Below are 25,808 nucleotides of genomic sequence, written 5' to 3' on the forward strand. Positions count from 1 at the left end.
GGGGGGGTGGGTGGGGGGGGGGGGGGGCGGCCCCCGGCGCCGCGCCCCCCCGCCCCCCGGGGGCCCCCCCCCCCCCCCCCGCCCCGCGCCCCCCCGCCCCCCCCCCCCCCCCCGGCCGGGAAGGCGAGCCGAAACCTATGGCCGACGCACGCGCCGCTGACCGGACCACCGGTTGCCGCGAAGGACCTCGGACTCCGCCGGTCGTGCTGAGCCCCTGCACCGCTGGACCCGGCTACGTCACCTCGAAGGGTTCACGCCCCGTGTGAGCTCGGCCGGGGAGATCGGTGAACCGAGGATCCGCTCGGCCGCGCGATGCCCTGAGTGGAGCGCGCCGTGGACAGTAGCCGGCTCGCGCCCCCAGGTTGCTTCTCCCGCAAAGTGGAGAACGCCGTCGACGGGTCCTGCCATCGCATCGTGATCGTCGTGCGAGGAGCCGAGGGCGACGTAGGAGTACGAGCCGAGGGCGAGAGGGTCGATGCCCCAGCGTGTGATCCAGTGCGCCACGGGCCCGGGGACGGAGTCGCCGTAGATCTTGCGGAGGGAGCTGAGTACCGACGAGACCACCTCTTCGTCGGTCTTCTGCTCGATCTCCCGCCCCCAAGCACCGCCGGCGAAGGTCAGCAGCATCGGCTTGCCGCTCACCACGGAGACGTCGTACCAGGAATGCCAGGGGACGCCTGCCCGGCCGTGCTGCCGGATCGCGTAGACATCGTCCTGCCAGAACCGGTCTGGAAACTGAAGGAAGACCTTGTTGAAAACGCCCATTCCGAGTCGAGCGATCGGTCCCGCAACGGCTTCGGGCAGAGCGGGCGTGAACTTGATCGCCCCTGCTTTGAGCACGCCCAACGGCACCGTGACGATCACGTGGGCGGCGTCGAAAGACTCGTCCTCCGTGTCGACCCGCATCCCTGTCGCCGACCTGGTGATCGCGGTCACGGTCATTCCCGAACGCACGTCGAGGCCTTCCGCGAGAGCCCGGGGAAGCACATCGTAGCCACCCGGGAAGATCACTTCGTCACCTTCGATGGTGTCCTCGTCGAGGGCGTGAGCGGCGACCTGTTCGACCTCTGCGCCGCATTGCTCCTCCGTGCGATGCCGATAGAACGCGCGGACCCGCTCGACGCGTTCGGGCTTCCATCCGGTCGCGGCAAGGGCGCGCTCGGCCGCAGTGGCGTAACTCTCGTCGTGGCCGGATGCCGCGACGGTCAGCTGGAAAAGGTCATCTGCCGTGTCGACGTCGGTGGTCCACTGCCGTGTCGCGTCGTCGTCCAGCAGGCGCCGCGATTCGTCGTAGTCGGCGATCGGCCGCCCGCCGGCCTGGAAGCTCCCCACTGTGAACTCGCGTGTCTCCATCTCGAGCGCGGTGACAAGTCCCGTGAGTGGGTTGCCGGTGAGGCCATGGATCCATGAGGCGCCGTGGTCGACGGAGAACCCTGCCGTGCGGTCCGTCCATATCCGCCCACCGATGCGGTCTCGCGCCTCAAGCACGACAACACGTTGTCCTGCGGCGTGAAGCAGTCGCGCTGCGGTGATGCCGGCGATTCCCGCTCCGACGACGATAGTGTCCATCATCTTTTCTCTTCTCCAGGGAACTCAAGGTCGGATCTGCAAGTCGGCTGTCGAGGGAGGTGTGCCGTCGACGGCGAAGCGGTTCATTCAGGAGCGAGCACCTGCAGTGCGGCCGTCGCGTGGACCCACGCCCGAACCTTCCGCACCCGGACAGGGCTGAGGACACCACTGCACAGCTGTTCCGGCCACTGACGTCCCTCACCGGTCGGCGCGACGCGCCTTTGCCGCCCGTGCGATCCGCCGACCGGAGCCGGAGCCGGAGCCGGAGCCGGAGCCGGAGCCGGAGCCGGAGCCGGTCGAGGCTCGGAAGGCCAGGTGCCGCACGGAGGCGACCGCGATAGAAGCACGTGTGGCCGAAAGCGCCGATGCCGAGCCCGGGGTCACCAGGTGTGGCCGTGGCCGAGTTGGGTGAGGGCCAGGTCGAGCATGTCGGCGAAGAAGTCCGCGGCGGTGGTGTCGATGCACAGTGGCGGCTTGATTTTCAGGATGTTGAGGTGGTCTCCGGTGGGCTGGACGATGACGCCGAGGTCGAGCATGCGGTCGCAGAGTTCGGTGGTCTCTTCTGTGGCGGGTTCCAGGGTGGTGCGGTCCCTGACGAGTTCGAGGCCGAGGTAGAGGCCCGTGCCGTGGACGGCGCCGATGATGCCGTAGCGGTCGGCCAGCGCTTCGAGTCGGCGCTTCAGATGGCCGCTGACGCGCACCGCGTTGCCCTGGAGGTCCTCGTCCTGCAGGGCGTCCAGCACGGTGAGGCCGACGATGCTGGAGACCGGGCTGCCGCCGGTGGAGGAGAAGAAGTAGCCCTGCTCGCGGTAGCGATCGGCGACCGCCTTGGAGGTGATGACGGCGCCGAGGGGATGTCCGTTGCCCATGGCCTTGGCGACGCAGACGATGTCGGGGATGACCTGCTGCTGTTCGAAGCCCCAGAACCAGTGTCCCAGGCGGCCGTAGCCGACCTGGACCTCGTCGGCGACGGCCAGGCCGCCGTGACGGCGGACGGCCGCGTACACCTGGGCGAGATAGCCGTCGGGCAGGGCGACTCCTCCGGCATTGCCGTAGTAGGTCTCGCTGATGAAGGCTCCGGCCGGGCGGCCGACGGCGGCCAGTTCGTCGATGACCGCTACGGCCTCGGGCCCGTAGTGCACGGCGTCCGCCCCTCGGTGCCGGCCTCGGTAGGAGTTGGGGGAGTCCACGGTGTGGACCCAGTTCGGGCGGGTGGCGAGGGCGTTCGGGTTGTCCTGGAGCGAGGTGGAGACCGCGTCGGAGGCGTATGTCCAGCCGTGGTACGCCTCGCGCAGTGCGACGACATCGTGCTGCCCGGAGGCCCCGATGGCCAGCCGGAGGCCCAGATCCACCGCCTCGGAACCGGAGTTGACCAGGAACACCGTGTCCAGGGGCTCGGGAAGCAGTCCGGTGAGGCGTTCGGTGAATTCCACCACCGAGGCGTAGTGGAATCGCGAGTTGGTGTTGAGCCGTCGCAGCTGCCGGGAGACCGCCTGCTCGACGCGGGGGTGGGCATGGCCCAACGGGGTGACGTTGTTGACGATGTCGAGGTACGAGCGGCCGTCGGTGGACAGGAGATGGTGGCGCCAGCCTCGTTCGATATGGGGAGGGTTGGCGTAGTAGTGCTCCTGCACGGCGGCGAACGCGGCGTCGCGCCGGTCCAGCAGGTTCCTCTCGCGCGTACGGTCGGAGTCGACCAGGAGGCCGAGGAGCGGGGCCGGGTCGGCGGTGAGCGCGAGCCAGCCGGTGGCGTACTCGGGCCGGACCAGGCGCGGGGCAGCGGGGCCGTCGGCGGCGCGCAGCGCAACGTGGACCGAGGCGCCGGAGCTGAGGTGGGCGATGTCGTCACCCGCCTGTACCGTCGCACCGGTGCTGACCACGGGCCGGACCGCGCGGGGGAAGGACAGCGACAGCGCCTGCGCGCCGTAGGTGAGTTCCATACGGCCCGGCGCCGCGGCGAGGACCCTGCCCGCGGCGGGCGCCTGCACCACGGTATCCCGGCCGAGCCAGAGGTCGATTCCGGTAGGCACCGTGGCGGTGGACACCGCCGACAGCGCCGACGTCCGAGAGAGCCGCGCATGGGCGTACCGGGTGGCGACCGCGGCCGCTCCTTCCACGAGCGCGGAGGCCGCCAGCTGGGCCTCGATGCCGGCGTCCGTCCAAGCTCCGCCGTCCATGGAATCGGCGTCGGCGGACAGGTCGAGGAGGGTGATGTCGCCGACGGCGAGGTCCCGCAGGAGAGGGCGCACCGGCGTGTCGGTCTGCGCGGCCTGGGCAGGCACGTCGGCCATGTCGGTCGCGTCCCTGACGAGGTGGATCATCACGGGAAGGGGCAGGCGGGTGGCCTGCTCGAATATGCGCCATTCGCGGTCGAGCGCGGCCTTGGCGTAGGCGTTGTCCTCGTCGACAGCGGCCTGCTGCCGCCCGCTGGCCACCAGGACGGCGGCGCGCAGGACCACGAGCGGCCACACCGACTCCGCCTCCTCGAGGGAGAGCGGCCGAACGGCGTGGAAGGCCCGGACGGCCGGCAGCACGTGGTGAGGCTCGATCCCGTCGTGGTGCATCATCGAGGAAAGTGACACGGCAAGTTCGCCCACCGCCCAGCTCGTGGTCACGTCACCGAAGTCGATGACCCCGTCCGGCATCGACGGACGGCTGTCGGGACAGCGGATCAGATTGTCGTCGGTCAGATCCAGGTGCACGGCCTGCAACGGCAGCGCGGCGGCGAGCTTCTGGACACGGGCCCAGGCTTCGGCGGCCGCGGCCTGGACGGCGGCGCGCCGGTCGGGCTCCTCGATGTGCCCGGCGAGCTCGGCGACGACACGGTCGGCGTGCTGCAGGTCCCACTGGAGCACGCGCTCAAGGCCCGGGTGCCGGAAGTCGCGCAGGGCGGTGCTGACCCTTCCGGCGATCGTGCCCATGGCCGCCACCGTGGTCGGGGACAGATGTCGTGGTCCCGAGAGCGTGCCGCCGGGCAGGTGGCGCAGCAGGCGCGCGACGGCCGGACCGTTCTCGGTGTCCACCGTCGTGCGCCGCGGGGAGCCGTCGGGGCGGCGCAGGACGGTGGCGATGCGCAGTTCCGGGCAGGCCGAGGCGATCAGGTCGGCTGCCGCGTCTTGGGCTTCGATCTCCGTGGTGCCGAAGGCGGGGTTGGCGATCTTCAGAATCGTGGCGGGCGTCCCGTCGTCGGTGTGTAGCAGGAAGTTGGCGTCCTGCTGGCTGCCCAGCGCCTGCGCGCGAGCAGTCATGTCGAGGTGTTCGGCGGCGATGAGCTCAGCCTCGGCCGGCGCCACGCGGGGTGCGGGAAGGGCGCCCTCGGCGAAGAAGTCGATCGTGCGGTACTCGTCGGGCAGCATGCAGGGTTCCTCGGCTGGTGTGGGCAAGCAGGCTGGGGCGCTCGGATGCCTCAGTCGACGTGCCACAAGAAGCGGTGGGTGTGGATCGCGAAGTAGGGGAAGTTCTCCACGGACGCCACACCCTCGACGGGCCGCACGACGTCGTTGATGAAGTCCAGAAGATCCCGAGGCTTACTGCACACCACCTCCGCGAACAGGTCGAAGTTGCCGGCCGTCAGGACCGTGTACACGACTTCGTCGTGCCGGGACAGCTCATCGGCCACTGCCCGGGGATCGCCGTCGATGCGCAAGCCCAGGAGGGCCATCGTCTGCTGGCCCATGGTCATCGGGTCGGTTACTCCGACGACCTGGACCGCCTTGGTGTCGATCAGCCGCTGCAGCCGGAGCCTTGCGGCCGAGGGTGACAACCCCACCTTCGGCCCCAGATCGGCGTAAGGGATACGGCCGTCAACCTGCAGCTCCCGCAGGATGGCCCGGTCGGTGTCGTCCATGAAGCACCTCTCTCCTGCGTAAACGGCAGGCATCACGCTTGTTTCAAGCACAATGCCGGATCTATGTGCTCGATTCAAGTGTGGAGGCGATGAAATCGAACGAATCGTGGTACGGGTTCTCCTGAGCACTCCAGAGTCCTGACGTTTCTGGAACGTGCTGCCGGCGGTGATGGCTTTCAGGCAGCCGGGCCTTGGGTCAAGGCCCGGCGGCGCCTGCCCCTGGAACCTGGACTGCCACACCTGTGACAAGTTCGTCCTGTCCGGCGCCGACTGGCGCCGCAAGCGAGAGCAGTGGCGGCTACTGGCCGAGCGTGCCCCCGACGACTGCCTCCACCGCTGCTTCGAGCCCACTGCCCGCGCCATCGACGGCCTGGAGACGGCCCTGGCCGGCCTCGGCCTCCTCGACGACGCCCTCGCCCTGGATCTGCGTCAACCCCAGGACTACTTCCACCGCGTGTGGTCCACCGCCTTCCGCGCCGCCGACCTCGCAGGCGCGGGGTGCGAGGGGGAGGGCGAGTACAGCGATACGTGCACAGCCGAGTACACCAACCCCGAGCAGGACATCGCATGAACACCGCTGCCATTCCCGAGCCTCGCACCGCGGCGGCCCTGGCCGCCCGCCGCCGCAGGACCGAGACCGCCCTTGAGCGGGTCCGCGAGGCCATCGCCTGTCTCCGGCGTGAGAAGGCACAGGTCGGCGTCACCGCCGTCGCCCGCCGTGCGGACGTCTCGCGCACCTTCCTCTACGGCAACCCACGGCCACAGCCGCGGTCGCCGCAGCGATGGCCGAGGCCGGCGAACGTCGGCCCCAGATGATCGCCGACCAGGACGACGAGCACGAGGCAACTTGGCGCGAACGTGCCCGGAACGCAGAGGAAGGTCTCAAGGCTGCCAGGGCCGAGATCCTGACCCAGCGCACCCGCTTCGGTGAACTCCTCGGCCAGATCAGTGACTTGCAGGCCGAATGGACCGAGGAAGCCATCCAGCGGATCAGCGTCGAGAACACCGCCCTCAAACAGCGAGTCCGGCAGCTCACCACCGACAACCGCAGCTTTGACGAACGACTCAAGCCGCCAGCTCAAGGCTGCGTTTCCAGGATCGTCGCGTCGCCGACCTCGCAGCCCAGCTCACCGGTCCCGACAACTGATGGTGCGTTGGCTCTGATCGCCACTCGGCCACCGAAAGCGTGTCTTTGAACCGCAAGGCCCGGAGGCTCCTTGGAACAGAAGGCGTGACGAGCAGTCAGGTAGCGGCCAGCAGCAGGTCCTCTCCGCTTGACGGGCGGAGATCGTCGGTGCGATCGGCGAAGTAGCGCTCGGCGAGCAAAGCTCCCGACACGTGTCGCGCGTCTTCGAAGCCGGCTTCGCGCGCCAGTGCCAGCATCTCGGGCGGTGTGTAGAAGCTGATGAACGGCGTTCCGGATGCTTGCGCGCCTTCCCTGCTCGTCCGGAGGCCGGGACGGTCGGCGGCGTCGAGCAGTTCGGTTGGTAGCAGGAAGGTCATGGCGAGCGTCGAGCCGCGTGCGAGTCCGGTGATCTGGCGCAGGGTGGCCGCGGTGGCGTCTTTGGTGAGGTACATGGTGACGCCGGTGGAGACGATGACCGCCGGCCGGCCGGCATCGAAGCCGGCAGCGGCCAGCTTCTTCAGCCAGTCTTCGCTTGCCTCGAAGTCGACCGGCACCAGGTGCAGCCAGTCGGGGATGTGGTAGCCGAGTTCGACCAGGCGGTGGCGCTTCCATGCCTGGGTGCCGGGCTGGTCGACCTCGAAGATCCGCAGGCGGGAGGCGAGCTCCGGCTTGCGCTGGGCGAAGGTGTCCAGACCGGCCCCCAGGATGACGTACTGGGTCACGCCCCGGTCGGCCTGCTCAGCGATCAGGTCCTCGATGAAACGAGCGCGTGCAACGATGGCTGCCCGGAACCCGCTGGTGGCCTGCGGGTCCATGTCCGGACGGGCGTGCCAGCCATCGCCGGGGGCCGCCAGCTGCAGGCCGATCTCGTCCTCGATCACATGCGGGGGCGGGTCGACCCGGAGGTGCATCGCCCGCCAAAGAGCGGTCCGCACTGCGGTGTTGTCCGGTGCTTGCATCTGCTCGTGCGCCATGATGTTCCCCCTTCGTCGCAGTCAGTTCTTGGCAGGAGCCTGGAGGCTCCACAGGCGCCCGTCGGGGTCGCGGACGGTCATCTCCTTGGTCCCGTAATGGGTGTCCTCGAATGGTGTGACCACCTCGACGACAGGATCGGGACGGAACCTGTCTGCGTCTGGCACCTTCAGCGCGAGCCGTGCCTGAGGCTCTTGGTCCTCGGGAACCTCGGCGATGAAAACGTAGGGGCCGTCGCCGTTGCGCAGCTGGCCGGAGTTGTGGTCCGTCGCGAACTCCAGCTCGTACCCCAGCGCCTGGAAGAACCGCGCCGCCTTACCCCAGTTGTGGGTCGTCAAGAACACGGCCTCGATGCCTTCGGTCGCCATGTCAGGTCTCCTTCTCAGTCGACTGCTGTGCGTGCCCATGAGCGTCCTCGAGGTAGGCGCGCAGTGCGTCAGCGACCAGTGCCGACAATGACATGCCCGACTCGATGGCGCGGTACTTGACCTGCTTGATCAGCCCGATCGGCAGGTACACGTTGAACTGCTTGACTTCCTCATCACTCACAAGGAAATGCTAGCACCCTAGCAAGCTAGATGCGAAGCGTGCCGATGACGTCCGGGCGTCCCACGAGACCACCCGGACGAGCTGCAGCAGCGGCCTCGACTCACCGTCACGGACATGTGATCTACGAATCGTCGCAGTTCAGAGCCGGTGTCCGCTGGAGCCGGCCCGCGACCTCCACGACTTCGTGGCCCACCACGTGCTGCCGGCCGTCGCTCCACTTCTTCGCAGTGCCGCTCCTTTTGGCGCTTGCGGCGGTCGTGCCAGTACATCCACGAGGCCGTCAACTCCCGCAACGAGCCCAGCGGTATTGACCCGTTCCCCATCCTTCCCGCACTCGCCCAGGCGCCGGCACCGGCGCCGGCACAGGCAGGGCGCCTGCGCTCTTCGTGGCGTGCCGGGACGTCAGGCCGGCCGGATCGGGAGAGTTGATCCGGCCGGTCCCGGCCCGGGACACCGCCGCCGGTGCCGTCAGTCGCTGTAGACGCCGACCTCTTGGAGTGAGTAGCCCCACTTGGTGCCGCGCTCCAGGCCGTGGATTCGTACGTAGCGCGCCGGAGTCCGGGCGAACCACGCTGTGTCCAGGCCGCCGTCACCAGCGGCCGTGGACCATGCCGTCTGCCAGTTCTTGCCGTCCTGCGACAGCTCGATGCGGTACGACTTCGCGTATGCCGCCTCCCAGTCGAGGGTCACGCGCTTGACCGGCTTCGCGGATCTGAGGTCGATCTGCAGCCACTGGTCGTTCGTCCACTCGCTGGCCCAGCGGGTGCCCTTGTCTCCGTCCACGGCGTTGCCGGGAGCGAAGCTGACGAACGGGTTCCACCACTCCGACGTGGACGCCGAGGCGTCCGCACCCGAGGCCAGATTCACCCCGGACTTGTGCTTCTCGGCGTTCCCCCAGGTGCGCAGGTAGGACTCGGCACCCGTGAAGAGGTCGTCCACGACCTCCTGGCCGCCGACGATCCGGATGTCCTCGATCCAGTCCGGGACCATGCCGTAGTGTGCTGCGCCATCGGTGTTGAAGTCCCACGTGCGCTCGCCGGTGGTCTGCTTGTCGATCACCGAGCCGCCATCCGTGCTGCGGAAGGGGTATTTCACCGGGTTGGGGGTGTCCCCGCCCCGCGGACCCGGCCAGCCGCCGACGCCGTTCATGTCGGTGCCGTAGCCGTAGCCGACCCGGTACTTCTCGCGCAGCGCGTTCGTGCGCCCGGCCTCCGCGCTGAACGCCGCGGAGCCGCTCATGTACTGGGCGGCGAACCCGCCGAGCTTGTAGAGCCGTTCGGTCCACCCCAGGTCCATCCAGCTGTGCGAGGAGATGACGCCCGGGTACGACTCGGACTCTAGGACGTCGAAGGCCTGATCCGCGGCCTTGACGCTCATGTGGTCGATCTCCAGCATCATGTGGCGCTTCATCAGCCCGCGTACCGCATACTCACCCAGGCTGGTCAGCCCGCGGGTGTTGCACTGCGCGCCCGAGGCGTACGAGGGGACGGCCACCCCCTTCGGCAGTTGCTTCTCCGCCTCCGCCGCCACCGCGTTGCCGATGGGGTTGTCGTGCTGCGGGCCGCGGCAGGTCTCCGTCTTCCAGAAGGTGCCGGTCGACAGGAACTGGCCCACGTTGATCGCGGTACCGAGGGCGCCGGAGTCGAAGCGCACCCCGCACAGGGCGTTGTCGAACTTGTGACACAGGAACATGCTGCTCACGCCCAGTTCGTGCAGCTCGTCCAGGCCGCGGTCGATGTCCTCCTTGCTGCACTGCGCGATGTCCAGGATCTGCTTGCAGCCGAACGGCTCGGAGGTCTCGACCCCCAGGACTACGGCCAGCTTGCCCTGTTCGATGACCTCACGGGCCTGCGTGCTGTTGGTGACGATCCGGAACCACCCCTTGCCCGGGCCGCCGTACATCTTGTCGATGAAGGCCTGCATGTCGTACGACTTCTTCGCCTCAAGACGGATGGCGGTCATCTCGTCGCAGCTGCGGTCCTTGAAGAAGTAGACCGAGCAGATGACGCCGTTGGTGACCAGGTCGTTGACCAGCACCCGCTGGCCGCCGCGCCATGCCCGCTCGATTTCGGCGTAGTAGTTCTGCTGGTGGGTCAGCGAGTCGTGGGCGGGCCAGTCCTTGAAGGTGGGCCACCCATTGGGGTCGTGCTTGCCGTCGCCGCCCTTGGTGACGAAGTCGAAGATGGCGAGCGAGCCGTCGGGGTAGTGCTCGGGGCAGTCCTTGAGCGCATCAGCGACGCCCTGCTCCGAGAACGGCTTGCCGCAGATCAGCCGGCCGCCGAAGCCCTCGTTGGCCATGATGTGGTCGTGGGCGTCGACGAAACCTCTTACGCGGCCCTGGGCGTCGGTGCCCTTGAAGGGCTCGCCCGTGACGTCGATCTGCGCGTCGGGCGTGGGCCGCGCGGTCGGGTTCCACCAGCCCGGGTCGGGCTCCGCCGCGGAGCTGGGCATCGGGCCGAGTACCAGGGACATCACGGCGAGGAGCAGTGACACCACCGTGAGGGATCTGATTCTGCGGCGCGGAGGTTGAGCCATGGTCATCACTCACTTTGATTGACATGTGCACTCAAGTTACTGACGAGTTTTCAGAATCGCGACCGCCGTCGACAGAGTCAACGGTCCGGGTCGAAAAACATGAGAACTTCTCAACTTTTGTGAACTCGTGTTTGCTCGCAGTCAGTTGGGGGTTGATCGATTGTCAGGAGTCGAGCGGATGGGACGGGCGGGCCCGCACGCCCGGCCATCGTCAGGCGACGCTGCGGATGCGGTTGACGAGGAGGCCGCCGATGAGGATGACCAGGGCCGCGGTGGCGTACAGGCCGGTGTAGCCGCCGAGGTGGGTGATGATCGGCGAGGCGAGGGCGGGGGCGAGGACCTGCGGGCCGGAGTTGGCGATGTTGATGACGCCGAGGTCTTTGGCGCGGTCGGCGGCCTCGGGCAGGACTTGGGTGACCAGGGCCTGGTCGACGGCGAGGTAGATGCCGTAACCCGCGCCGAGGACCGCCGCGGCGGCGAGGGCGGACGGCCAGGTGTGGAGCAGGGCGAGCAGCACGGCCGCTGCGGCCATGACCAGCGAACAGAGGACGACGAAGACCTTGCGGCGTCCAACACGGTCGGACAGGACACCGGCGGGGATGGCCGTGAGTGCGGCGCAGAGGGTGTAGATCACCGTGAGGATCAGTACGCCGGTGCCGGGGTCGCCGTAGTGGACGGCGTCGGCGAGGAAGTAGAACAGGTAGAGGGTGCCGAGGGCGTTGCCGAGGTTGATCAGGAATCGGGTGAGCCAGGCCCAGCCGAAGTCGGGGTGCTGCCGGGGACTTACCCAGAGCGAGCGGGCGAAGGCGCGGGCGTCGAAGGCGGGGCGCAGTGCCCGGGGCAGGGGCGGCTCGGAGTGGCGCAGCACGAAGGGGAGGGCGAGTGCGACGGTGAGCACGGCGAGGGTGCCGTAGCCGGAGCGGACACCGGTGATCAGCAGTGTGGTGATCAGCGCGCCGAGGACGAGGCCGAAGGACTGCATGAGGCCGGTCCAGCCGGAGACGTGTGCGCGTTGGGTGAGCGGTACACGGTCGGCGATCGGGGTGGTGACCCCGGCCAGCATCGCGTTCAGGCCTGCCTGCGCGAGGCACCAGCCGACGGCGACCCCGGCCACTGCGTGCTGGGTGGCGGTGACCGACAAACCCGCTGCCCCGGCGAGGGCGCCGCCGAGAATCCAGGGCCGGCGGCGGCCGAACCGGCTCGTGGTGCGGTCCGACCATGCGCCGGCGAGCGGGTTGGCCAGCACCGCGACGAGCGCGCCGAGGCCGGTGACGAGCGAGAGCGCATCGTTCTTACCGAGCGGGTCGATGTGCTCCAACTGGAGTGGCAGCAAGATCTGAATGGGGGTCATGAACGCCATGAAGACGGCGAGCGTGGCCAGCGAGAGGTTCGCCGTCCAGCCGGCCCTGACCGGGACGAGGGGCTCGGCGAAGACGGCGGCGTCGTCCGCTGCGGAGGCGTGGGGCATGACGAATCCGTCGCTCAGGACCGCTGGGAGGCGATCAGGTCGCGGTACCACTCGAAGCTCGCCCGGGGCGTGCGACGTCGGGTGGCGAAGTCGACCTCGACCAGACCGAAGCGCTGGTGATAGCCCTCGGCCCACTCGAAGTTGTCGAGCAACGACCACGTGAAGTAGCCGCGCACGTCCACCCCGCGGGACACGGCGCGGGCGACCGCGGCGATGTGTCCGGCGAGGTACTCGATGCGCGCCTGGTCGCGCAGCCCGGCCGGCTGCGAGCAGCCGTTCTCGGTGATCCACACCGGTGGGAGGCCGTCGCCGTAGCGGGCCTTGAGGCCGGTGAGCAGCTCCGTGAGCCCGTCGGGGACCACCGGCCAGTCGAACGCGGTTCGCTCGTACGGCTCCGCGGGCTCGGTCAGGTCGAAGGGAAGTGCGGCGGCAGGATCGGCCGGGGCTGTGACCCAGGTGGGGTTGTAGTAGTTGACGCCCAGCCCGTCCAGCGGTGCGGCCATCGTGGCGAGATCGCCGTCGCGCACCACTCCGCCCCAGCTCGGGTCGGTCATGCCGTAGGCCGACAGGTCGGGATAACTCCCCAGCAACAGCGGGTCGTTGAAGAGCCGGTTGTGCAGGGCGTCATAGGCGGAGGCCGCCGCCACGTCCTTGTCCTGCTGGGCGTCGGAGCGCAGACGGACGGGCGTGCAGTTGTTGGCGATCAGTATCTGCCCACCTGGAACGGTGGCCCGCAGCGCCGCGGTCGCGAGGCCATGGCCGAGCAGCTGGTGATGTGCGACGGGCAGTGCGTCCAGCATCAGTGCGCGGCCTGGGGCGTGGACGCCGAAGCCGTAGCCGAAAGACATGTGAACGAAGGGCTCGTTCAGGGTGATCCACCGCTTGACCCGGTCGCCCAGCCGTTCCGCGACCACGGTCGCGTACTCGGCGAACCGATCGGCGGTCTCGCGGTTCAGCCATCCGCCCTCGTCCTCCAGGGCCTGCGGCAGGTCCCAATGGAACAGGGTGGGTGTGGGCTCGATCCCGGCGTCGAGCAGCGCGTCGACCAGGCGGTCGTAGAAGTCCAGTCCGCGCGACTCGACCTTGCCCGCGCCGGTCGGCAGGATGCGAGGCCAGGAGACCGAGAAGCGGTACGCGTCGAGCCCGAGTCGGCGCATCAGCGTGACGTCCTCGTCGAACCTGTGGTGATGGTCGCAGGCAATGTCGCCGGTGTGGCCGTCGCGTACGGCCCCGGGGCGCCGTACGAAGGTGTCCCAGATGGACGCTCCCTTGCCGTCCTCGTCGGCGGCACCCTCGATCTGGTATGCGGCGGTCGAGGCGCCCCAGGCGAAGTCGGCCGGGAGCCGAGGGAGTCGGGTGGCATCGGTGGAGCTTGTCGTCATTGGCGCCTGCCTTCATCGGTGATGCGCGAGTAGCCCGGGTTCGGCCGCCCGCCCGCGGGTCCGGAATTCTGCCGACGGCCGCTCTGCGCGCCCCAACGGCAGCCTGGGGGACGCCTGTTCGTGACCGGGGCACGCCGTCCAAGGTGGGCCGCACCGTAACATGAACCATCGTTCACGTTCTATGGGTCGGGCCTGGCCACGACCTGGCCGGTGGGAAGGGGGAGGGGGCGCTGCTCGGGCAGTGGCAGCGTTGGCCGGGAACTCACTGGGCAATACACATGGGGCGAGCGTCGAGGCCGAGACCACGGTCCGCGGCGGCGGACCTCGGATGGTGGCGGACCTCGGTGGCCGGCTCGGCGAGCCCCCGGAGTCGGCCCCCGGCGGGGGACTTCGGGTGGCTGGGCTCGGCCGGCGCGAGTTGCCGGGCAGGGCCTGGCCGGAATGATTGCCCGTGTCACGACGCCCAGGGTGCGGGCCGGTCAGCGGCGGTACCGGTCGGTCCGACAGTCCGGGCCCGCGGCCCGAGGCCCGGCGAGCTGCTGAACGCCTCGGTTCACCCTTCCGCGGCCGTCAGCCGGCCGCGCAGGTCCTCCCAGTAGGCGTTCAGCATCCGCTTGAGCTCGTCCACGGTTTCCAGGTCCGGTTCGCCGTCGCTCTTGAACACTTCGTGCAGCACGGCGTTGGCGGCCCACACCACCATCCGCGTCGCCCGTTGCGCCCGTTGACCACCGGGCCCGCCGGTCAGGTGCTCCACGATGCGCTGCAGGCCCTTGGCGATGTGTGTGTTGCTCGCCTCGTCGGCCCGCGCGAGCTCTGGACTGAGGTGCCGCCCGGCCCACAGAGCCATGCCGCCCGCCTGGGACCGGAAGAGCTCGGCGTAGACCCCGACCATCATGCCGACCGGGTCGGTCAGTTCGCCCTCGACGGTACGCTCGACGAGTTCGTCGATGGCGGCCTTGAAGGCATCGAGGTACCGCTGGCCCAGCGCGCCCACGACGGCGCTCTTGTCCGGGTAGAACTGGTAGATGCTGCCGACCGGCGCGCCCGCCTCCTCGGCGATCCGCCGCATCGTCAGCGCCTCGTACCCCTCCTGAGACAGGATCCGGTCGGCCGCGGCGAGGATGGCCTCGACCCGGGCCCGGCTGCGTGCCTGCTGAGGCTGCCTCCGTAGCCGCGCCCGCGATGTCGGCTGCGGCTTGCCTGCTTCCGTCACCACGTGCCCCCGGTCGTCCGATGACGCGAACGTAGCACGCGGCCACGGAGCGGGGGCCGGCCATCCAGCATCGCGTCCGGCGCGGGCAGCAGGCCATGCCCCCGGTCTCCGTCTACGACAGTCTGGAACGGCTCTGGAGTGCACCGATGCCGTTTCTCTTCCAGCGCCGCTGCGGCCCAGAGGACCGAGCCATCCCGGGCAACTACCTCTACACCTGCCTCAACGACGCCCTCGCGGCCAGCGGGCTGACCGGGCCCGGCGCCTTCGGTTGACATCGTCCCGCCCGGCTCCCATGGCCCGTGCAGGTGCTCGTCGAGCGCCGACAGGGCGATGTTCGCCAGCAATGGGGACAGGATGCCGCCCTGCGGGGTGCCGGTCAGCGTCTCCTTGCTCTCGCCGAGTTCCATGAGGACTCCGGCCTTGAGGAAGGCCTTGACCAGCATCAGGATGCGCTTGTCCTTCACCCGGTGACGCACTCGGTCCATCGGGGCCGTGTGGTCGATCGAGTCGAAGCACGCCTCGATGTCCGCGTCCAGCACCCAGCGATATCCCCGGGTGCCGAAATAGTGGATCTCGGCGATCGCGTCCTGGGCCCGCCGTCGGGGCCGGAACCCGTAGGAGACCGGCTCGGCCTCGAAGATCGGTTCCAGCACCAGCTTGAGCGCCGCCTGAACGACCCGGTCCGCGATCGTCGGAATCCCGACTGGTGCATAAGAGTGACCGTACGGTGACGCCTTGGCGGTCCGTGAGGTCGATACGCCTGTGACAGAACGAAGACGTCGGGGAGGACCGCCTGTGACTCGGTGCGAGATACAAATACTTCCGACCACATGCACCGCGCTACTCCCGGGGGAACACCATGAAGTACACCCGCATCACTGCTCTCGCCGCCGTCGGCGTCGCCGCCACCTTCTCGCTCACCGCCTGCGGCAGCGACAGTTCCGGGAAGGGCTCGTCCTCCAAGGGCGCCTCGTCCTCGTCTTCTTCGTCCTCGGACGGTGACTCGAAGTCGGAAGGCAGCACGGGCTCCGGCGGCTCGGAGGCCAGCAACGCGAAGTCGGGCTCCGGTGATGACACCGAGACAGAGGCAGCCCCGAACGGCGCGACGAAGACCGGTGGCAAGGTCACGTTCTGCAAGACGGAGGACCTGGCCATCGACGCCAGGGACGCCGCGCCCGACAAGGACTCCGGCAGGATCGACATCACCATGATCAACCGGGGTTCGACCACCTGCTCGGCGACGGGCTTCGCGGGCGTCGACATCAAGGACGCCGACCACACCTCGAACCCCATCGAGCGCGGCCACGCCCAGCCGCGTATCACCACCCTGAAGCCCGGCGACGCCGCTGTCTTCAACCTCGCCTACGACATCGACAACACCGGCGACAGCCTCGCGTCCCCGACCAACATCCTGGTGACGCCCCCGAACGAGACCCACACCGTGAACCTGAAGTGGCCCGCGGGCGCGGGGGAGATCAAGGGCGCCTACACCGACGTTGAGGTCTACCCCACGCACACGACCGAGTAGGGGTGGTGCCCGCGGCCGGCCCCGGTGGCCAACCGCCGTATGCGGCGGGGACCTTGACCATCCAGCATGTAGCCAGCCTCCTGTCGGCGACGCTTGGCATGCCTCTTTCGCAGCAGTTTCCAACGAGTTGGTGTGTGATAGCGGATGAAGCGTCCGCGCTGATGGATGACGTGATCCATTTGTGACGATCAAGGCCAATCGGGCGATCCTCGACATCGGCTCTTCACAGAGATTTCCCGGGGCATCTGGGCTGTCTGGCACAGGAGTTGGCCCAGCCGCGGCAGGCCGCAGTCGATGGGCGCCGTCATGAAGTACGAGGCGGGGCGAGAAGGCGGGCCGCGGGTGCCGGCGCTCGGCACCAGTTGGTCTTCGTCGACCGGCTGGTGGCCACACTCATCCACCTGCGGCACGACTTGCCGCACTTGGTACTGGGGCTGCTGTTCGGTGTCGACCGTTCCACCATCACCAGAGCCGTCGGCGAGATCCGCATCCTCTTGGCCGAGCGGGGCTGCGCGGTCCCCGGCCGACGCCCGCCCTGAATCGTCGCAGTTCAGAGCCGGTCCACGAGCTCCTGCGGTCGGTAAAACGGTCCGCGATCCAGGTCGCGATGAAGTGCTCCATCTGCCCGATCGTCTGCACCGCGTCGGCCTCGGGATCCGCCCCGCGGTCGGCGAAAATCCGTGCCCGTGAACCCCAGCAGGTGCTCGAGCAGCATCGTCTTCAGAGAGCCGAAAGTCCGCTCGACCGCGAACTTGTCCGTGGTCCGCAGCGTGCAGGCCGGCAGGATGTTGCAACCGATCTCGTCCTGGGCCTGGACGATCTGGTGGTTCTTGTAGGAGCGCCGCGGACGGTGGTGACCGTCTCTGGAGCGAAGAACGGCAGACCTGCGACCTTGTGGTCGGCGAAGTCCGCGACGATGTCGGCGGGGACCCCTGGGTAGGGCCATTCCATCTCCTCGCCCCAGCCCTCCCGCATCGGCAGGGGCGTGCGTGTCCAAAGCGAGCGTGAGCATCACCGATACGGCTTCGCCGAAGACGCTCTCACGGAGCTTGACCGGCAGGGGCGTCGAGTCGAGTGCGACGACCTGTCCCGGGCGGTGCACCACCACCCGGGGCCCGGTGTCGTCCAGCATCTCCGCGGTTCCCGGATGGCGCTGGCAGCCGCCGCCGGGCCCGAACCACTCCCGCCAGATCCGGGTCAGGGTGTCGCAGCTGGGGACATCCTTCGTCGGGAAGGCGGGGAACCGCTCGGCCATGCACTGGTGCAGCAGACGGTGCTTGCCCCGCATGGAGATCCGGGATCGCCGTACCGACTCCTGGCGGGGCGCCGCGGCTGACGCCGTGTTCGCGGGCGAGGGCGGCGATCGAACGCCCCTCCAGGTACGCGGCGCGCACGTCCTCGGTCTTGTCGGCGGGGATGGCCGAACGGCGCCCACCCTTGGATGCGCGGGGCGAGACGGTCGCAGTGGAGGACCCTCGTACGATGCGTTTCTCACCCTACAGTGGGGCGGCCACACAGAATCCCGGCAAAAAGGAGCACCGCATGACACCACGCACCAAGCTCTTACAGCGGACCACCCGACTGATCCAGGCTGCAGCCCTCGCGCTTGCTGCCCTCGCCGCGCTCCTCGTACAGGCACCCACGGCCGCCGCTGTGGACATGTGCGGCTACCAGGTCGGCGGGGACATCCTCATCGCCTACAACGCCACCGGCGGCAAGGGCGGGCCGCTCGGCTGCCCCACCACCGACGAACTGGTCACCCCTGACGGCGCCGGCCGCTACAACCACTTCACCGGCGGCAGCATCTACTGGACCGCGCAGACCGGCGCACACCCCGTATGGGGCGCGATCCGTGACAAGTGGGCGGCCCTGGGCTGGGAGACCGGCAAGCTCGGCTACCCCACGTCCGGCGAGCTGACCAACCCCGACGGCACCGGCAAGCGGCAGACGTTCCAGGGCGGCACCGTCTACTGGCACCCCTCCTACGGTGCACACCCCGTGTGGGGGAAGATCGGCGAACTCTGGGGCCAGTACGGATGGGAAGGCGGGGCGTTCGGCTACCCCACCTCGGATGAGCAGTGGGACGAGAGCTACAAGTCCATCTATCAGCGTTACTCGAAGAACAACCTTGTTCTGTTCTGGTCCGCCGGCAACGGCGTCGAAGGCTGCACCGGCGAATGCGTCGGCTATTCCGGCACCACCGGCACAGACTGGTTCCGTGAACTCCGTGTCGAGATCCCGTACGGCACGAGCAACGTCGTCGTCCGCGCGTTCCCGACGGAGGCCGGGTTCATCAACGCTCGCACCGACTTCCAAGGCGGCTGGTACCAGATGTGGTCCCTCGCCCCGTACCCGAACGACGTCAGCCAGACCGAACACAACTCCCTGTACGAGCAGTACGCCTGCCACGCGAAGTTCGCCGACCAACTCCTGCCCGGCGAGTGGAACACCGGCGTCAGCTTCGACCTCGAATCGTGGCGCAGCGACATCGGCATGGAGGACGCCACCAGCCTGACGAAGTTCCTCAGCCACCACTGCGAGTGGGACTGACCAGCAGCACCCTGTACGCACCGCCCCTCGGTGGTCGAGGAGGCGGGGCGTACGCACATCCATACCCCTTCAGTCAGGGCCGCTCGGGTGCAGTCTGCGCCCCCCGGACGGACCGAAGCAGGGCTACGAGCGAACCCCCGTTCTCACCCTGCACGTTGGAGTGAACAACCAGCCCCAGCGGAATCGGGCTTCCCCTGTCGGGACCCGTAGGGAACAGCGGGCCGCGGGCGCCCCGGCGATCCCGGCGCAGCGCAAGGCCCGCCGTGAGTACGCAAACCGCGTCAACGCCCTTGGCGGCAGCATCTGAAGGGGAGCGGGGAGTATCCGCAGGTCAGGGAGAACCACTGCCCCCCTGCCCCCGCCGCGCGGCGGTTCTTCCGCCGACGGGAGTGACGGCTGCACACAGTGAGGCGAGGTCGGCCGCCCCGGTTGCGAAGAAACGCCCCTGATCAGCAGCTCTGTTGCGCAGGCAAGGGATGCGGCACACAAGTCGTAGACCAAACCCGAACGTGTAGACGGCTCCAGCTCACTGTCGGCCGGACTGGCGGGACGCGGCCAGGATTCCTTCGTCCTGGCCGGAGAGGCTCACGCGAAGGCCTCGCGGTTCATCTCGGCGATGACTTTCCGGCGGCGGTCGTCGGGGGCGGCCCCACTTGGTGTTGGAGTAGTACACGAGCACTCCTGTACCGGGCTCCCGGAAGTGATGTTGCACCCCACATCGGCGTGGGTGTGGCCGCACAGACAGGTGCACCTCTTGTGAGCGACTTCCCAGCCCAGCTCGGTGGGGCCGTCGCCGAGGAGCCGGATGAGGTCGGGGCACGGCGGGCCGTCGGTCGTCTCCAGCCGGAAGCCGCGGATGGAGCTCCACGCGTCGGTGCCGTTGATCGGGCCGGGGCCGGCGGTTGCACGGATGAGGCGTACGGCTTTCGCCGCAATGGGTGGCCCGTCTCGCTCGCGATGAGGGAGGGGAGCCGCCTGACTCCGGGGTGCCGCCCCCACGCCGCAGAGTGGCCTGGGCCTGAACCTGGGCCCTGATGCCGACGGCTCCGCTCGTACTTCACCCACGGTCGGCGGGGAGAGCTTTAACCATTTCGCCGTTGACCAGGACGACGAGGCAACCGCAGCCACCGGTGCAGTACTCGACCTCGCCCTCGGACGTACGGTGGCGGGATCGCAGCGTCCACCACCGTGCTTCCCCTTCAGTCGGCTCATGGCAGACGGGGCAGCGGTCCTGCGACGGCGTGACGGTGACCGAGGGCACGGGTGTCATGCCACCAACATGCTGTCACCGTCTATAGCACTTCAACCATTACATCAAGCAGAAGGTTCAGCTGTCAGGGGTGTGGGGCCGGGCCTCCGGTGCGGCAGGCCGTCCAGCCCGCCGCACCGACCAGGCACCGGCCAGGACGACCAGCGCGATCGCTGCCAGCTGGCGTACGGTCAGCTGCTCGCGCAGCAGAAGGAAACCGACGGCCGCCGCCACGGCGGGGCTCAGTGCGAGAAGCACCCCGAAGGCGCGGGCATCGATACGCCGCAGCACCGTCATGTCCAGCGCGTACGGAATCAGCGAGGACAGAAGAGCCACGAGGAGACCGGTGAGGAGAACCGCCGGGTGGCTCGCCACCGCAACGCCGTCCGTGACAGCGGAGACCGGGGTCAGGACGCAGGCACCGCAGGCCAGCGCCAGCGACAGGCCCGTCCAGTCGGGAAACAGCCGGCCGACCCGCCGACTCAGGGCCACATACCCGGCCCGGCACAGCGCGGCGGCGCCTCCCAGCACCAGCCCGGCGGCGGGCAGCGAGGCACCCGGGCCCGTCAGCAGCAGTACGCCCGCCAGTGCCAGCAACGACACCGCGAGATGCTCCAGCCGGCGGGACAGAGCGATCGACAAGGCGAGCGGGCCGAGCAGTTCCACGGTCGCGGCCACGCCGATCGGCAGGCGGCTGATGGCCTGGAAATACGCCACATTCATGGCCGCGAAGACCAAGCCGAGCGGGATCACTGCACGCCACTGCACCGCCGTGACTCTGCGCAGTGACGGCCGGACAAGCAGCCAAAGGATCGCGGCGGAGAAGAACAGCCGCATACCGGCCAGAGCCGAGGGACCGACGGACGCGTACGCCTCCTTGGCGACGGCCGACCCCGCCTGAAGACTGGCGATCTGGACCAGCATCAACGCCGGCGCCGTCGCGGTCCCCTGCCACGGCAAGCGGACAGCCTGCACCATCGTGCCTCCGAGATCTCGTCGTATCCGGTGTCGTCCAGCAGGCCACGACGGCCATACGGCGCTTCAGCCTGTCGCCCCGGTGCGACCCGGAGCCACACGATGATGTAATTGTCTTATGCAGTTCAACCATTACGGCGGTGAGGCCGCCCGACTCGCCGCTGACCTGGTCAACCTGACCGAGGCACCCCATTCCGCAGACCTGGAACCGCTCCTGGCCGTGCACGGCGTGGTGAACCGCACGCTCACCACTGCGCAGGCCGAGACCATCTGGACATGGAGCCGACGCCTGGCCGCATGTTTCGGGCGACAGAACCTCGACGAGCGGTGCGATGCAGTCAATGCGCTCCTCGCCGACGCTTCGAGCAGCCCCCGTATCTCTCTGCACGATGGACGGCCCCACCTGCACTACAGCGCCACCGGCGCCGACCCGGCCGCGCACATCCGCGCCATCACCGCGGCCGGACTCGCCTACGTCATCTGCTCCGCCGACGCCCAGCGGCTGGGACGCTGTGCACGACGCGACTGCGCTCTGGCTTTCGTCGACACCTCCCGCAACGGCAGACGCGCCTACTGCTCAGTGCGCTGCGCCAACAACGATGCCGTGGCCCGCCACCGCGAGCGACGCCACGGAAGCGCGACACCGACAACCAGACCAACAACACCACGAGCATAAAGAAGTGCAGTCGGTGGCGCAGACATGGCGAGAGGCAGGGCGGACAGAGCTGACGACGCGAGCCGTAGAGGAGCGGCTGGATGCCTATGGCACCGCGCTGATGGACGTGCCGGGCTGAGCCAATGAGCCAAGGCGGGCCGGGACACGGAAGGTGCCAGGGCGTCCTGTGCCTCAGAATGGCTGAGCACAGCAATTCGCCTGACAACTGCCTAGCCCTGCGTGGCGGCCCGTCGCGCTGCCAAGTATGTCGGACAGTTCCCGCCGACGAGGGTGGCCCAGCGTTCGGCTGTCTTGGGGTGGATGCCGAGCAGGTCGGCGATGACCACGTTCGTCCGCCGCATCGGCGACCACACCGTCGTCGACATCCCGCTGCGCTACGAGGCCGGCGACATGAAAGCCCGCGTCGCGTTCGACACGGACGAGAAGGTCGCTGGAATCTTCGTCCTCGCCCCCGAGACCCCGTGAAACGCCGCCCCGCAGGCAGTTGGTTGAACTTCAGGAGATGCAGATGAGCGTGAACACGGCCGCCTACGACGATGGCGGAATCCTCTGCGACGATCAGGGGCTCACCATCCGCCGCTACTACCCGTGGGGAACGAAGCGGATCCTCTACACGTCGATCAGGGGCGTTGAGACGCTACCTCTGACCGGCGTGAACAGGGTGCGGAAGTGGCGCATCTGGGGCTCGGGAGACTTCGTCCACTGGTGGAACCTCGATCCGAACCGGCCAAAGAAGAGCGTCGCACTCGTGATCGACGTCGGCCGCCGGGTACGCCCCACGATCACTCCGGACGACCCGACTGTCGTCGCCCGCATCCTCACAGAAAAGACCAAGTGAACCGGGAAGGCTGCCGACAGCCACGCCGCAGAAGCTGACGGCAGCCCCGGGGCTGATCCACACAGACATCCGCGCATCACTCGCGCACGGTCCCCGAGTGGAGCGCCCGCGCTGCCCTCCCGGTCCTCAAGGCGGCACGCTGGAAGGGACCACACCGTGCAGCGGACGGCCCGGCACCGCGGTGATCACCACCGCCCGCAGCGTCTCGTCGGCAGCCACCAGCCGGGGCGCGGCCGCGCCCAGCGCCGGCGCCCACATCCGCAGGCCACGCACCTCCCTGCCGTGGAACCGCTCGCTTTGGTGCACCTTCACATACCAGGCGGCACCCTGGGCGCCGTGGGCACGCCAGACGCGGCTGTTCTCGCGCGCCCACGACGTGTCCGTCCACCCGGTGATCCGGCCGACCGCCCGCTCCGCGAACTCCACGACCGCGGCGTCGGGACCGGTGAGACCCGGCCCGCCGCCGAGGAGAGCGAACGTGCCGGGGGCCCAGATGCCTTCACGCTGGTCCCGCAGGTGGAGCAGGTATCTGCCGTGGCCGTCGTGGATCAGCGCGGAGGCGTTGACGGGTTCCGGCCGCCCGTCGAGGCCCTGGTCGCGGACGTCCAGGAGCTTGGCGCGCAAGGTCGGGGACCTGACGTCGGCGAACTCAAGCCACTGGGCGTCGGTCACCTCCTCGTCCTGCAACGTGAGCTGCGGGTGCTCCTCGGGCACGAGGTAGAAGGCGAAGCGGAAGTCGAAGTGCTGGTGCGCGCCTTCGCCCTTGGCAGGGTTGGCGTCGATGTCGTGGACGGCGATGTCGATCGGAGCGCCGAGGAACTGCGGGGTCAGGCACAGGTCGCCCGGCCGGAGGCCGGTCTCCTCGCATACTTCCCGCAGTTCCGCGGCCAGGAGCGTCCGGTCGTCCTCAACATGGCCGCCCGGATCGAGAAGCAGCCCTGTGGCCATGTGGCCGATGTGCAGAACCCGTTGTTCCCGGTCGATGACTGCTGCGCTGCACGTGACGTGGCCGGGGAGCGTCGCACGGCCGGCCGGGTTGTCGGCCCCGTCCAGGACGGACAGCAGCCCGGCGAGGGATTCCCGCTCGTGCGGATGCCGGGCCAGGTACTTCTCGGCGGTCGTGCGGATGTGAGAACGGGTGAGCGGCACGTCATCACCTCGGGACGGCGGAACGGCCGTAGGGGCGGCCGCTCCGGCAGGGCGTACTGAGGAGGCGCCGGGGCCGCTCATGCGGGGGTCTCGTGCTTCTCGCCGTCCGGCTCGGACGTGATCTGGTAGGACAGCAACTGCTGGAACAGACCGGGCTGTCGGGAGAGCTGGGCGTAGGTGCCCTCCTGAACGATGCGGCCTTCGTCGAGGACCACGATGCGGTCGGCGACGGCGACGTTGGTGATGCGGTGGGTCACCAGCAACACCGCTCGGTCCCGGGCGAGGGCCCGCAGCCGCTGGAAGATGCGGTACTCGGCGCGGGGATCCAGGTTCGCCGTCGGCTCGTCGAGGACCAGCAGACCGGCCTGGCGGAAGAACGCTCGCGCCAGGGCGATGCGCTGCCACTGACCGCCGCTGAGTTCCTCCCCGTTCAGCCACTCGCGGGCCAGGAGGGTGTCCAGGCCGGCGCCGAGCCTGTCGACGACCTCGTCGGCGTCGGCTGCCTGGCATGCCTCGTGGACCGCCGCGTCGCCGCGCGCGGTGGGCTGTCCCTGGGTCACGTTCTCGCGAACGGTCAGTGGCCAGTGCGCGTAGTCCTGGGGCACGAGGGCGACCTGCTGCCACAGGGCCTGCGGGTCGGCGTCGCCGGTGGGGACGTCGTCCCAGAGCACTTGCCCGTCGGTGGGCAGATAGAGGCCGCTGACCAGCTTCGACAGCGTGGACTTGCCCGAGCCGTTGAAGCCCACCAGCGCGGTGACCTCGCCCCGGCGCAAGGTGAGGGAGACGTCGGACAGTGCGTCGCGGTCCTTGCCGGCGTAACGATGGGTGACCGACTTGACCTCGATCGTCTCCGGCGGCTCGGGACGGTGCGGGCCCCGGCGCATGCGGAAGCCGCCGGCCCTGTCGAGGAAGCCGGTCCAGTCGTCCATGTACAGCCCGGTCCGTACGGCGCGCGCGCCGACGGCCACCAGGCCGCGGACCGACATGCCGACGGTCTGCAGGGCGAAGACGGCCGTGCCGGCATGTCCGACGGTGATACGGCCGGTCGCGAGCAGCCACACGACGGCCGCCCACACCACCGCCGACCCCAGCCCTCCGCACACCGCGCCGGCCAGGGACATCCGGGCGCCCTGGTCGGCCGCGGCCCGGTCCTCGCGGTTGATCCGGGCGACCGTGTGCCGGTACCGGCCGGACAGGAAGCCGGCCATGGTGCCGGCGCGGATCTGGTCGGCGGCGTCCTTGGTGTAGATGTGCCAGCGCAGCACCGACAGCATCCGGTTGTCGCCGTTGCTGCGGAGGTTGGCCAGGTACCGGACGCGCGCGGCGCTGACCTGGGCCAGGGCCTGCGGCAGGCTGGCTGCGACGAGGAGCGGGAGAAGAACCCAGTGCACGCCGGTCAGCACGATCGCCCCGGCGAGGAAGCCGGCGCCCGAGGCGATCAGGTCCTGGCCCTCGTTGATCAGGTCGCCGGTGACTTGGGCGCCGCGGTCGGCGGCTTCCCGGTCGCGGTTGAAATCGGGGTCGTCGTACGCGCACAGTTCGACCTCGGCGCAGCCGGTCAGCAGCATCTGCTCGGCCTCGCGTGACATCAGCGGACCCAGCCGGGAGGACAGCCAGTTGACGGTGATTCCGAGGAGCGCGCGCACGCCGGCGGCACCGGCGAGCAGGGCGACGGAGGGCCATGCCTGAAGGAGCCGGTGGTAGACGTCCCCGTCGCGCAGCAGGGCGGTCAGGGTGCCGGCGATGGCGACCAGGCCCAGGGCCTGCATCACGCCGGTTACGGTCTGGCACAGCATGAGGCCGACGGTCGCTCGGCGGTCGACGCGCCAGGCGAGAGCGAGCGAGCGGCGCACCAGTTGCGGCAGGCGGCGGGCCATGTCACGCATCCGGATCGAGCGGCCGGCTGCCTCGCGGCTGCCGGTCAGGTCGACGTACCGCATCTGCGGCTCGGGAGAGGGCGCGGGCGGAGTGCCCGCCGGCGAGAGTGCGGACACGGACGGCGCGGTGGGGGACGCCGCGGGGGTGGTGCGCGGTCCCGGAACACTGTCGGCTGATGCATCGGTGGGCTCACTCATGCCGCCCACCCCGTATCCGGACGTTCTGAGGTGAGCTTGCCGTCAATGTTGTGTGTGATCACGCCGGGCCGCTGTTCGATTCCGGGAGGCTGCTGCAAGGGGGCGGG

Annotated in this window: 22 protein-coding genes and 3 pseudogenes; 10 read left to right on the forward strand and 15 right to left on the reverse strand. The window is 69.1% G+C overall.

What is annotated here, in order from left to right; all coding sequences use genetic code 11:
- Positions 1-237 precede the first annotated feature (237 nt).
- The 3 genes from ACF1B9_RS27490 to ACF1B9_RS27500 form a co-directional block, all read right to left on the reverse strand.
- On the reverse strand, positions 238-1,572 hold the full coding sequence (locus ACF1B9_RS27490) for a flavin monoamine oxidase family protein (protein ID WP_391740672.1): 1,335 nt from the start codon (positions 1,570-1,572) through the stop codon (positions 238-240).
- A gap of 377 nt (positions 1,573-1,949) precedes the next feature.
- On the reverse strand, positions 1,950-4,925 hold the full coding sequence (locus ACF1B9_RS27495) for an aminotransferase (protein ID WP_391740673.1): 2,976 nt from the start codon (positions 4,923-4,925) through the stop codon (positions 1,950-1,952).
- Positions 4,926-4,975: 50 nt separating this feature from the next.
- On the reverse strand, positions 4,976-5,416 hold the full coding sequence (locus tag ACF1B9_RS27500; protein ID WP_391740674.1) for an Lrp/AsnC family transcriptional regulator: 441 nt from the start codon (positions 5,414-5,416) through the stop codon (positions 4,976-4,978).
- A 169-nt stretch (positions 5,417-5,585) separates the two neighbouring features.
- Between ACF1B9_RS27500 and ACF1B9_RS27505 the strand changes: the two genes are divergently transcribed.
- The 3 genes from ACF1B9_RS27505 to ACF1B9_RS27515 are packed head-to-tail and all read left to right on the forward strand — an operon-like array spanning position 5,586 to position 6,612.
- Positions 5,586-5,987 (forward strand): hypothetical protein, encoded by a 402-nt coding sequence (locus ACF1B9_RS27505; RefSeq protein WP_391740675.1) that lies wholly within the window; start codon positions 5,586-5,588, stop codon positions 5,985-5,987.
- The gene (locus tag ACF1B9_RS27510; RefSeq protein WP_391740676.1) at positions 5,984-6,232 is read left to right on the forward strand and encodes a hypothetical protein; all 249 of its coding nucleotides are present in this window, start codon (positions 5,984-5,986) and stop codon (positions 6,230-6,232) included. The genes ACF1B9_RS27505 and ACF1B9_RS27510 overlap by 4 nt, the downstream gene beginning before the upstream one ends.
- Positions 6,229-6,612, forward strand: a complete 384-nt coding sequence (locus tag ACF1B9_RS27515; protein WP_391740677.1) for a hypothetical protein — start codon at positions 6,229-6,231, stop codon at positions 6,610-6,612. Before ACF1B9_RS27510 ends, ACF1B9_RS27515 begins: the two co-directional genes overlap by 4 nt.
- Positions 6,613-6,658: 46 nt before the next feature.
- Here ACF1B9_RS27515 and ACF1B9_RS27520 read toward each other — a convergent pair whose 3' ends face one another.
- From ACF1B9_RS27520 to ACF1B9_RS27555, 8 genes and pseudogenes are all read right to left on the reverse strand, one after another.
- On the reverse strand, positions 6,659-7,516 hold the full coding sequence (locus ACF1B9_RS27520; RefSeq protein ID WP_391740678.1) for a class I SAM-dependent methyltransferase: 858 nt from the start codon (positions 7,514-7,516) through the stop codon (positions 6,659-6,661).
- Between the two features lie 21 nt (positions 7,517-7,537).
- Entirely contained in the window at positions 7,538-7,882 is a 345-nt protein-coding gene (locus ACF1B9_RS27525) for a VOC family protein (protein ID WP_391740679.1), read from the reverse strand.
- A gap of 1 nt (position 7,883) precedes the next feature.
- A complete protein-coding gene (locus ACF1B9_RS27530) occupies positions 7,884-8,063 on the reverse strand; it encodes a CopG family transcriptional regulator (RefSeq protein ID WP_391740680.1) in 180 nt (59 codons plus the stop codon).
- A 468-nt stretch (positions 8,064-8,531) separates the two neighbouring features.
- Positions 8,532-10,604 carry a discoidin domain-containing protein gene (locus tag ACF1B9_RS27535; protein ID WP_391740681.1) on the reverse strand — a complete coding sequence of 691 codons (2,073 nt, stop codon included), beginning with the start codon at positions 10,602-10,604 and terminating at the stop codon, positions 8,532-8,534.
- A gap of 205 nt (positions 10,605-10,809) precedes the next feature.
- Positions 10,810-12,066, reverse strand: coding sequence for an MFS transporter (locus ACF1B9_RS27540; protein ID WP_391740682.1), 1,257 nt, complete (start codon positions 12,064-12,066; stop codon positions 10,810-10,812).
- Positions 12,067-12,080: 14 nt separating this feature from the next.
- A complete protein-coding gene (locus ACF1B9_RS27545) occupies positions 12,081-13,448 on the reverse strand; it encodes a GH1 family beta-glucosidase (protein ID WP_391740683.1) in 1,368 nt (455 codons plus the stop codon).
- A 553-nt stretch (positions 13,449-14,001) separates the two neighbouring features.
- Entirely contained in the window at positions 14,002-14,664 is a 663-nt protein-coding gene (locus ACF1B9_RS27550) for a TetR/AcrR family transcriptional regulator (RefSeq protein WP_391740684.1), read from the reverse strand.
- Between the two features lie 260 nt (positions 14,665-14,924).
- Positions 14,925-15,365 (reverse strand): annotated as a pseudogene (locus ACF1B9_RS27555) (reverse transcriptase domain-containing protein); the annotation flags it as partial.
- A 155-nt stretch (positions 15,366-15,520) separates the two neighbouring features.
- Here ACF1B9_RS27555 and ACF1B9_RS27560 point away from each other — a divergent pair.
- Together ACF1B9_RS27560 and ACF1B9_RS27565 are read left to right on the forward strand one after the other, a co-directional pair.
- On the forward strand, positions 15,521-16,189 hold the full coding sequence (locus ACF1B9_RS27560) for a DUF4232 domain-containing protein (RefSeq protein WP_391740685.1): 669 nt from the start codon (positions 15,521-15,523) through the stop codon (positions 16,187-16,189).
- Between the two features lie 187 nt (positions 16,190-16,376).
- Positions 16,377-16,716 (forward strand): annotated as a pseudogene (locus ACF1B9_RS27565) (transposase family protein); the annotation flags it as partial.
- A 23-nt stretch (positions 16,717-16,739) separates the two neighbouring features.
- On the opposite strand, the gene ACF1B9_RS27570 reads toward ACF1B9_RS27565, so the two are convergent.
- On the reverse strand, positions 16,740-17,477 hold the full coding sequence (locus ACF1B9_RS27570) for a hypothetical protein (protein ID WP_391740686.1): 738 nt from the start codon (positions 17,475-17,477) through the stop codon (positions 16,740-16,742).
- 254 nt (positions 17,478-17,731) lie between these two features.
- Here ACF1B9_RS27570 and ACF1B9_RS27575 point away from each other — a divergent pair, with 254 nt between their 5' ends.
- A complete protein-coding gene (locus ACF1B9_RS27575; RefSeq protein WP_391740687.1) occupies positions 17,732-18,739 on the forward strand; it encodes an LGFP repeat-containing protein in 1,008 nt (335 codons plus the stop codon).
- Positions 18,740-20,066: 1,327 nt separating this feature from the next.
- On the opposite strand, the gene ACF1B9_RS27580 is transcribed toward ACF1B9_RS27575, so the two are convergent.
- Positions 20,067-20,948 (reverse strand): DMT family transporter, encoded by an 882-nt coding sequence (locus ACF1B9_RS27580; protein WP_391740688.1) that lies wholly within the window; start codon positions 20,946-20,948, stop codon positions 20,067-20,069.
- Positions 20,949-21,081: 133 nt separating this feature from the next.
- Here ACF1B9_RS27580 and ACF1B9_RS27585 point away from each other — a divergent pair, with 133 nt between their 5' ends.
- From ACF1B9_RS27585 to ACF1B9_RS27600, 4 genes and pseudogenes are all read left to right on the forward strand, one after another.
- A complete protein-coding gene (locus ACF1B9_RS27585) occupies positions 21,082-21,639 on the forward strand; it encodes a CGNR zinc finger domain-containing protein (protein ID WP_391740689.1) in 558 nt (185 codons plus the stop codon).
- A pseudogene (locus ACF1B9_RS27590) lies at positions 21,638-21,757 on the forward strand (aminoglycoside phosphotransferase family protein); the annotation flags it as partial. The gene ACF1B9_RS27585 and the pseudogene ACF1B9_RS27590, both read left to right, overlap by 2 nt.
- A 200-nt stretch (positions 21,758-21,957) precedes the next feature.
- On the forward strand, positions 21,958-22,104 hold the full coding sequence (locus tag ACF1B9_RS27595) for a hypothetical protein (protein WP_391740690.1): 147 nt from the start codon (positions 21,958-21,960) through the stop codon (positions 22,102-22,104).
- Positions 22,105-22,147: 43 nt separating this feature from the next.
- Positions 22,148-22,477, forward strand: coding sequence for a hypothetical protein (locus ACF1B9_RS27600; protein ID WP_391740691.1), 330 nt, complete (start codon positions 22,148-22,150; stop codon positions 22,475-22,477).
- Between the two features lie 126 nt (positions 22,478-22,603).
- Here ACF1B9_RS27600 and ACF1B9_RS27605 read toward each other — a convergent pair whose 3' ends face one another.
- Together ACF1B9_RS27605 and ACF1B9_RS27610 are read right to left on the reverse strand one after the other, a co-directional pair.
- Entirely contained in the window at positions 22,604-23,626 is a 1,023-nt protein-coding gene (locus ACF1B9_RS27605; RefSeq protein WP_391740692.1) for an NUDIX domain-containing protein, read from the reverse strand.
- A gap of 77 nt (positions 23,627-23,703) precedes the next feature.
- Complete coding sequence (locus ACF1B9_RS27610; RefSeq protein ID WP_391740768.1) at positions 23,704-25,566, reverse strand: ABC transporter ATP-binding protein; 1,863 nt, start codon at positions 25,564-25,566, stop codon at positions 23,704-23,706.
- Positions 25,567-25,808 lie beyond the last annotated feature (242 nt).

The sequence above is a fragment of the Streptomyces sp. NPDC014727 genome (genome assembly GCF_043083485.1).
Lineage (GTDB): Bacteria > Actinomycetota > Actinomycetes > Streptomycetales > Streptomycetaceae > Streptomyces.

Coding starts and splice junctions, on each gene's coding strand:
- ACF1B9_RS27490 (WP_391740672.1), bottom strand. CDS start 1,572: ATGATGGACACTATCGTCGTCGGAGCGGGAATCGCCGGCATCACCGCA.
- ACF1B9_RS27495 (WP_391740673.1), bottom strand. CDS start 4,925: ATGCTGCCCGACGAGTACCGCACGATCGACTTCTTCGCCGAGGGCGCC.
- ACF1B9_RS27500 (WP_391740674.1), bottom strand. CDS start 5,416: ATGGACGACACCGACCGGGCCATCCTGCGGGAGCTGCAGGTTGACGGC.
- ACF1B9_RS27505 (WP_391740675.1), top strand. CDS start 5,586: ATGGCTTTCAGGCAGCCGGGCCTTGGGTCAAGGCCCGGCGGCGCCTGC.
- ACF1B9_RS27510 (WP_391740676.1), top strand. CDS start 5,984: ATGAACACCGCTGCCATTCCCGAGCCTCGCACCGCGGCGGCCCTGGCC.
- ACF1B9_RS27515 (WP_391740677.1), top strand. CDS start 6,229: ATGATCGCCGACCAGGACGACGAGCACGAGGCAACTTGGCGCGAACGT.
- ACF1B9_RS27520 (WP_391740678.1), bottom strand. CDS start 7,516: ATGGCGCACGAGCAGATGCAAGCACCGGACAACACCGCAGTGCGGACC.
- ACF1B9_RS27525 (WP_391740679.1), bottom strand. CDS start 7,882: ATGGCGACCGAAGGCATCGAGGCCGTGTTCTTGACGACCCACAACTGG.
- ACF1B9_RS27535 (WP_391740681.1), bottom strand. CDS start 10,604: ATGACCATGGCTCAACCTCCGCGCCGCAGAATCAGATCCCTCACGGTG.
- ACF1B9_RS27540 (WP_391740682.1), bottom strand. CDS start 12,066: ATGCCCCACGCCTCCGCAGCGGACGACGCCGCCGTCTTCGCCGAGCCC.
- ACF1B9_RS27545 (WP_391740683.1), bottom strand. CDS start 13,448: ATGACGACAAGCTCCACCGATGCCACCCGACTCCCTCGGCTCCCGGCC.
- ACF1B9_RS27560 (WP_391740685.1), top strand. CDS start 15,521: ATGAAGTACACCCGCATCACTGCTCTCGCCGCCGTCGGCGTCGCCGCC.
- ACF1B9_RS27570 (WP_391740686.1), bottom strand. CDS start 17,477: ATGCGGGGCAAGCACCGTCTGCTGCACCAGTGCATGGCCGAGCGGTTC.
- ACF1B9_RS27575 (WP_391740687.1), top strand. CDS start 17,732: ATGACACCACGCACCAAGCTCTTACAGCGGACCACCCGACTGATCCAG.
- ACF1B9_RS27585 (WP_391740689.1), top strand. CDS start 21,082: ATGCAGTTCAACCATTACGGCGGTGAGGCCGCCCGACTCGCCGCTGAC.
- ACF1B9_RS27595 (WP_391740690.1), top strand. CDS start 21,958: ATGACCACGTTCGTCCGCCGCATCGGCGACCACACCGTCGTCGACATC.
- ACF1B9_RS27600 (WP_391740691.1), top strand. CDS start 22,148: ATGAGCGTGAACACGGCCGCCTACGACGATGGCGGAATCCTCTGCGAC.
- ACF1B9_RS27610 (WP_391740768.1), bottom strand. CDS start 25,566: ATGCGGTACGTCGACCTGACCGGCAGCCGCGAGGCAGCCGGCCGCTCG.